The sequence below is a fragment of the Bacteroidota bacterium genome (assembly GCA_034723125.1).
Lineage (GTDB): Bacteria > Bacteroidota > Bacteroidia > CAILMK01 > JAAYUY01 > JAYEOP01.
Genome location: JAYEOP010000549.1, coordinates 1 through 7,585 on the forward strand (window position 1 = coordinate 1; position 7,585 = coordinate 7,585).

4 protein-coding genes are annotated in these 7,585 nt (G+C 31.2%); all 4 read right to left on the reverse strand.

Annotated features, from left to right (window positions below; translation table 11 throughout):
- Positions 1-484: 484 nt before the first annotated feature.
- The gene (locus U9R42_14050; GenBank protein ID MEA3497146.1) at positions 485-1,615 is read right to left on the reverse strand and encodes an SGNH/GDSL hydrolase family protein; all 1,131 of its coding nucleotides are present in this window, start codon (positions 1,613-1,615) and stop codon (positions 485-487) included.
- Positions 1,616-1,737: 122 nt separating this feature from the next.
- Entirely contained in the window at positions 1,738-3,648 is a 1,911-nt protein-coding gene (locus tag U9R42_14055; protein ID MEA3497147.1) for an AMP-binding protein, read from the reverse strand.
- A 19-nt stretch (positions 3,649-3,667) separates the two neighbouring features.
- Positions 3,668-6,934, reverse strand: a complete 3,267-nt coding sequence (locus U9R42_14060; protein MEA3497148.1) for a glycosyl hydrolase — start codon at positions 6,932-6,934, stop codon at positions 3,668-3,670.
- A 302-nt stretch (positions 6,935-7,236) separates the two neighbouring features.
- Positions 7,237-7,431: a hypothetical protein gene (locus U9R42_14065; GenBank protein MEA3497149.1), complete on the reverse strand. Its 195-nt coding sequence runs from the start codon at positions 7,429-7,431 to the stop codon at positions 7,237-7,239.
- Positions 7,432-7,585: the final 154 nt, after the last annotated feature.

Genomic DNA, 7,585 nt, shown 5'->3' on the forward strand with positions numbered 1-7,585 from the left:
CTTAGTGTCTTAGAGTCTTCGTGGCTAATTATCAATATCTTGCCACAAAGACACCAAGGCACAAAGGGAAACTAAAAACTAAAAATTAGTAGCTAAAAACTTTCTTTCAGAAAAACATTAACTTACTCAAGTTTCGCATAATAATTCCTAATGAATTGTTTCATGCTTTGTGATTCTTAGTGTCTTAGAGTCTTCGTGGCTAATTATCAATATCTTGCCACAAAGACACCAAGGGAAACTAAAAACTAAAAATTAGAAACTAAAAACTTTCTTTCAGAAAAACATTAACTTACTCAAGTTTCGCATAATAATTCCATAATGAATTGTTTCATACTTTGTGATTCTTAGTGTCTTAGAGCCTTCGTGGCTAATTATTAATATCTTGCCACAAAGGCACCAAGGGTTTTTTGTAATCTTGTACTCTGTTTTATTATATTTAGTCGTAGATACAATCTACGACTAGTACGGGGTAAAAAACAATTGATTATTCCTCCATATTAATATTCACAATCACAGAATCAAGTGCTTTTGCAAACCTCAAATTTCCTTTTGCTGAAAAATGACTTGGGTCGGAATAATCACTTTCTGTCCATGAAGCTTGCAAAATATCGTTTACACAAATAACTCCTGTTTCTTTTGCAACCTCCGTCATTGCTCTGTTATATTCATTTAAAAATTTATCAAAAACATCATCGGGGATGTATGGAGCCCACCATTTGTATTTTCCACCCTCCACACTATTTTGAGTCATTACCTGAGGAACAAAAATGATTTTAATATTTTGATTTTTTAAAATTGCAACAAGATTTTTCAAATTTCTTTTGTACAAACTTAAAGCATATTTATCAATTTCTTTTGTTTCTTTTCCGGACACATTCATTTTATGATATTCACAAAGAGGGTAATAACCAATTTTTTGGAGTACGATTGTTAGAAATTTTATTGATGCAAAATGTAAATGAGAATTTTGAGGACAAAAACCAAGAGTACCATACAAAGACGGTGCATGAAAATTTGAGTAATCAGCATTGAGGTTTTTCACATTTGCATTTCTTAAATCGTTTAGCCCTGCATACACAATTGCAATATCAGCTTTGTATTCGGGAAGAATAAATGATGAAAGGATTATATTTTCGACAGTAGAATGACCGGGAATTCCAAAATTTAAAACCTCATAATTTTTCTGTAAAAAACTATCAAGATAATAAGTCCATGTTTCTTTGTCGTTTACACCAATACAATATGTTGTAGAACCACCAATTGTTGCAACTCTAATTTTATTTGACTTTGGAGGAAAATCCTTAGCTCTAAAACCTTGTGAATTGTGAGAATAAATTTTGCCTCTCATCTTTAAGCTTACATTTTTCTTTGGGACTCCAACGAGATATGGATGAGCTTTGAAAATTTCTGCATTTTCGTTATATTTTTCTTTAAAAGTCCAGTAGCCATATTTTACTTTAAACCCAACAATGGCAGCCATTTCAATTACAAATAAAATAAAAACACTAAAGCTGAAAATTAACAATATTTTTCCTGCTTTTGTTTTTCGGACAATTAAAGCAATAATTAAAATTACTATCCAAATAATAAAACTCCATAAATAAATTTTCAACATCTGATTTATTTTAATGTTCTATGTCAAATACTGTTGGTAATCAAATTTGATTCACAGATTACAAAATTACTCTTTTTATAATCTGTGAATCTGTGGCTTTAATATTTTTTCACCCACACAAATCAACATAGAACCTCCCTTAACGCATTAAAATTCTTTTCATTAAAAACATCCTTAGCCTCAGTAGTGTACATAAGTTCAATTCTGTCTTTATATTTTTCCGTAATTTTTTTCCTTACCATTTTCATTGTACTGTTCATCATTCTGTTTTGCTCACTAAAAGCTTCATCTAAAATTGCAAAGGAGGAAGGCAACCATCTTTCCGAAAACATATCTGCATATTTCCCACCTTTGTAATATTCATTTCTCTCATCTCTAAGTAATTTTAAAACAATTTCAAAAGATTTTTCTGATTCAATATTTATATTTTTTTCTTTTAAAAATCTTTTTATAGCTTCTTTGTTTAGCACAAATAATCCAACAGTATATGAATTCTGATTATTGTAAAGCATTACTTGATCAATATATTTTGATTGTTCAACCATAGCTTCTTCAATTCCTTCAGGGCTATATTTTTCTCCATCACCGGAAATTAATAGGCTTTTGAATCTTCCAAGAACTACAAGGAAATCATCTTTATCAAAATAACCTAAATCACCGGTATGAAGCCACCCGTCTTTCAATGTTTCTTTTGTTGTAGTTTCATTTTCCCAGTAGCCAAGCATAATATTTTCACCTTTTACTACAATTTCACCGGTTTCTCCTTTAAGTAGAGAATTTCCTTTTTCATCACAAATTTTACATTCAAGATTTTCAACAATTTTACCTGAAGTTCCGAATTTGTGTTCATCAGGATTGTTAGATGAAATTACCGGAGATGATTCCGAAAGTCCATATCCTTGATACATTGGCATTCCTACTGCGTAAAAGAATTTTTGCAATTCCACGTCAAGTAAAGCCCCACCACCAACAAAAAATTTAAGATTTCCTCCAAAACCTTCTCTTACTTTTTTGAATATTATTTTATCAAAAATCCACAATAATGCTTTATTCAATTTCTTTATTCCTTTAGCATGATTCCAACCATTGCCATTGAAATCATAAGCCAACTTCATAGCTGTTTTAAAAAGCATTTCTACAAAAGCTCCTTTTTCCCTTATTCCTTTTTCAATATTTTTTTTAAAATTTTTAGCCAAAGCAGGAACAGTAAGTAAAAAAGTTGGTTTTATTTCTTTAATGTTAATCGGAATATTTCTTAAGGTTTCATTAGCAGTTTTACCAACTTTTATTGATGCCAAGCTTGCACCGTTTTTCATAATGGTATAGATACCAACAGTATGTGCAAAAGAATGATCCCACGGAAGTATCAAAAGAGTTATGAAGGATTCGAGAACCTCAAAAAGTCCTGAACCCTGATCAACATTTGCGGTGTAATTTCTGTGAGACAACATTATGCCTTTAGGGTCAGCAGTTGTACCTGAAGTGTATGAAATATTTGCAACATCATTTTCTTCAACATTTTGCCAAATATCATCAAAGGAAATGTTTTTGTCATCAAAATAATTTTCTCCCTTTTTACAAATATTCTCAATATGAATTTCATCCTCTTCATATTTTTCAATGGGATCAAGCAAAACTATCTTTTCAAGCTTTGGAAGTTCGTTTTTTATTTCTCGTATTTTTTTATACTGCTTTCCCGAAACAAATATCATTTTACTTTCTGAATGTTTCAATCTAAATTTTAAATCAGCAGCTTCTAATAATTTTACTGAAAGCGGGACATCAGCCGCACCAGCGTAAAGAATAGCAAGCTCGCTAATTACCCAGTCATTTCTTCCTTCCGCAATGAGTGCAATATTATCTCCTTTTTGTATTCCGTAAGCGATTAATCCGCTAGCTAATTTATAAACAGATTTTTTAACCTCAGCGTAAGTAGTTCCAATATATTTATCATCAGGTTTTTCCCATAAAAATATATTGTTTGCAAATTTCTTTACACTTTCTTCAAAAAGATAAGGTATTGTTTTTTTCATTTTTTTTCTGTTTTTCAATTCACTTAATTTTCCATTCAGGCATACGACCCGGAGTGTATGGAGCTTTTATTTTTTCAAGTTTTTCTTCCAATTTAATAATGTCTTTTTCAACAAGTTTTTTGAGTTTTGCTAATTCAATTTCAAATTCTTCGGCTGCAATTTTATAGTTTTTTCTTTGAGTTTGTGTTGGCTTAGCAGTTGTTCTCCAAATACCTGAGGTAATAGTTCTCAATCTTCCATTTATGCTTTGAGGAACTGTTGTGTTATGCTTTTGTCTTGTTTTGTTTCCTGTCAATGCAGTCTTTATTTTATAATTATCAGTTTTTATTCGTTTTAATTCTTTCAACAAATCATCAGTATTTTCTGTTGATAGTTTTAAGGCGTTTTCCATCAATGCAATTTTCTTGTTCAAATCATTTGAAATATTAATTGATGCTGACACTGCTCCTTTTAACTCACTTAATTTTTGTGTAAACACTAATAACTCTTTGGTGCTTTTTATTGATTGCTCATTTTCGTCAAGTAATTTTACAATAAATTTTTGAGGTCCTGCTAATTTTGTTATTTGCGAATTTTCATTCTTTTCTATTACAACACTGTATTCTCCCGGCATTACCAAAAAGCCTGATTCGTTTTTATTCTTTGATTTTGCTCTTGCAGGATTTGTATGAGGATATCTAAGATCCCAAGTTAATCTATGAATTCCTTTTGTTCCCGGAGCATTCAACTTTCTTACAATATTTCCGTCTTTATCAAAAATCGTAAAAATCAAAAACGGTTTTTCTTCCGTATCTTCCTTTTCTAATTCTTCAAAAGTAGGATAATGAGGTTTTTTCCCATTTTTAATCGCTTTTTTCTCTTTTCCCTTTCTGATTTGCTTTTGTGTTTTCAGATTATCTTTTAAATAATAAGTAAATGTAGCACCAAAATTAGGATTGGGAGCTATGAAATAACTTTCGCCCTGTGATCCTTTTTTACCCCAGCCAAATCTTGAAGTTTGAATGTATAACAAGGCATCTTTTATAGGAAATATTTTAGCTTTATTTTTAAAAGTTTTTTTATTTAAATTTCTTAACGGAGAATAGTTGTCAAGGATATAAAATCCTCTTCCGAAAGTTCCGAGAACAAGGTCGTTTTCCCTTTTTTGAATTGCAATATCACGCACTGCTATTGGGGGTAATCCGCTTTTTAATTGTATCCATTTTTTACCTCCGTTCAAAGTTGTGAATAGACCATATTCTGTTCCAACAAAAAGCAAATTCGGGTCTTTATGGTCTTCAACAATTGACCACACAACATCAGGTTCTTCAAGGTTTGAGCTTATTGATTTCCACGATTTACCACGATTTGTACTTTTTAAAATATATGCTTTAAAATCATTCATTTTATGATTATCAAAAGTAGCATAAACAACATCAGGATTGTGCTGAGAGGCAACGATATCACTAACATAAGAATATTCGGGAATAGCTGATAATTGTTTTTCCTTTCTCCAATGTTTACCACCATCTTCACTAACCTGAATTAGTCCGTCATCTGTTCCAACATAAATCAATCCTTCAACAAGAGGTGATTCATCAAGTGAAACAATATTTCCATAAATGGATGTTGAAGCATTTTTTGAAACTGCATCAACAGTCCAAACTTTTCCCATTACTTTAAGTTTGTTTCTGTCAAGTTGTTTGGTAAGGTCAGGACTTATTGTTTTCCATGAATTTCCTCTGTCGTCAGAACGAAAAACTTTATTTGCTGCAAAATATAATCTTGTATGAGAATGAGGACTTATTATCAATGGAGCATCCCAATTCCATCTAAATGTTTCCTCATCCTTATTTTCCATTGGTTTAATACCGATTTTTTCACCTGTTTTTTTGTCAAACCTTGTGAGCCAACCATATTGACTTTGAGAATAAACAATGTTAGGATTTTTAGGGTCAATTACTGATTCAAAACCATCTCCACCTACTGTAACGTACCAATCGGCATTCACAATTCCTGAAATACTTTTTGTTTGTGATGGTCCGCCTTGTGTGTTGTTATCCTGTGTTCCACCGTAAACATGATAAAAAGGTTTGGCATTATCAACTGCTACTCTGTAAAATTGGGTTACAGGGAAATTAGATTTAAATTCCCAGTTTTTCCCATGGTCAAAAGTTTCATAAATACCACCATCACCACCGATTAAAAGATGCTTTGTGTTTTTTGGATTTATCCAAATTGCATGGTCATCAACATGCTTATGCTTTCCTCCAAGAGTTTTAATCGTTTTCCCTCCATCAACGGAATATTTTGTTCTTGTATCCAAAATATAAAGTTTATCAGCATCTTTTGGGTCGCAAACTATTTCGTTATAATATTGTGGACTTGCTGTTTTGTAACTATTAACTTTTGTCCACGATTCACCAATATCCGTTGATTTAAACAATCCGCTTTTACCTTCTGCCGCTTCAATTATTGCAAAAACAATATCAGGATTAACAGGAGAAATTGCCAAGCCAATTCTTCCAAGTTCCACTTTTGGTATTCCGCTTTTTATTTTTTTCCAAGAATTACCTGCATTAGTTGATTTGTAAATTGCCGATTCTGGACCTCCATTAATTAATGTCCAAACGTGTCTCCTCCTTTGATAGGAAGAAGCTATTAAAACATCAGGATTTCGAGGGTCCATTACAACTTCGTTAACTCCTGTATTTTCACTTATCGAAAGAACTTTTTTCCATGTTTTACCTCCGTTTGTTGTTTTGTACAAACCTCTATTACCACCTGCTCCCCACAATGGTCCTTGTGCAGAAACATAAACAATATCCGAATTATCGGGATGAATAATTATATTTCCAATATGTTCGGATTTTTTTAATCCCATATTTTTCCAACTCTTTCCGCCATCTAAAGATTTGTAAACGCCATCACCCCAAGATACTGACCTTTGACTGTTATTTTCGCCCGTTCCTACCCACACAATATTTGGATTTTTTTTATCCATTGTTACACATCCTATTGAAAAAGAACTTTCTTTATCAAATACAGCTTTCCATGTAATTCCCGAATTTGATGTTTTCCAAACACCACCACAGGCAACTGTTACAAAATATTCGTGCTCATTTTGGGGATTTACTGCAAAATCAGTTATCCTGCCCGACATAAACGCAGGACCTATACTTCTAAATTTTAAACTATTAAAAGTTTCTGTTTTAAATAATTCATTGGATTTTTTATCTTGTGCTTTTGTGTTTAATGAAGTGAAAGAAATTATCAATGCGAAACAAATTGAAAAACAAAATCTCATAATTTTTACTTTTTATTAATAAATATATTTTTCACAAAAATATAAATTATTAAATGGATAGAGGTAATTGAGAGGAGAAATATATTTTATACTAAATCGCCATCAAGATACTGAAATTAAAACATTTCTTTTCGCTCTGTTTTTATTCAAAAAATTATTCCGTAGCTATGGCTATGCAAGAATTTTGTGAAGAAAAACAAAACAAAAATAATTTATTTTCTTAATCAGCATCTGGATAGCGGTTTAGTATTAGGACAAAACAGTATTTCTGCAATAATCTATTCTTTCACAATTGCAGGTTTTTATTTTTTTCTTTTTCTAAGGTACCTTTCCCCCATTATTCCTCCAATGATTGTTGAGATTATTACAATTGCCAGACCTTTAATATCATAGAAGTCCAACAAATAACCTCCACCAATAATAATGTGAAGTAATAATATTACAAGTAGGTTTTGAACTTTCATTATCTTGCTTTTAAAAAAATCAGTGTTTTTCATTTTTCTATCTAACTTTAAAATAAGTAGTTATTGTTTTGTGTGCTGTTAGAAAATCCTTTTCATTGCGATAATTAAATTTTTCAATATTGTTATAAACTTCAATAGTATTTATAACTTCTTTAATATCTTTTTCTGGACCAATTACTCTTTTGTT

Coding starts and splice junctions, on each gene's coding strand:
- U9R42_14050 (MEA3497146.1), bottom strand. CDS start 1,615: ATGTTGAAAATTTATTTATGGAGTTTTATTATTTGGATAGTAATTTTA.
- U9R42_14055 (MEA3497147.1), bottom strand. CDS start 3,648: ATGAAAAAAACAATACCTTATCTTTTTGAAGAAAGTGTAAAGAAATTT.
- U9R42_14060 (MEA3497148.1), bottom strand. CDS start 6,934: ATGAGATTTTGTTTTTCAATTTGTTTCGCATTGATAATTTCTTTCACT.
- U9R42_14065 (MEA3497149.1), bottom strand. CDS start 7,431: ATGAAAAACACTGATTTTTTTAAAAGCAAGATAATGAAAGTTCAAAAC.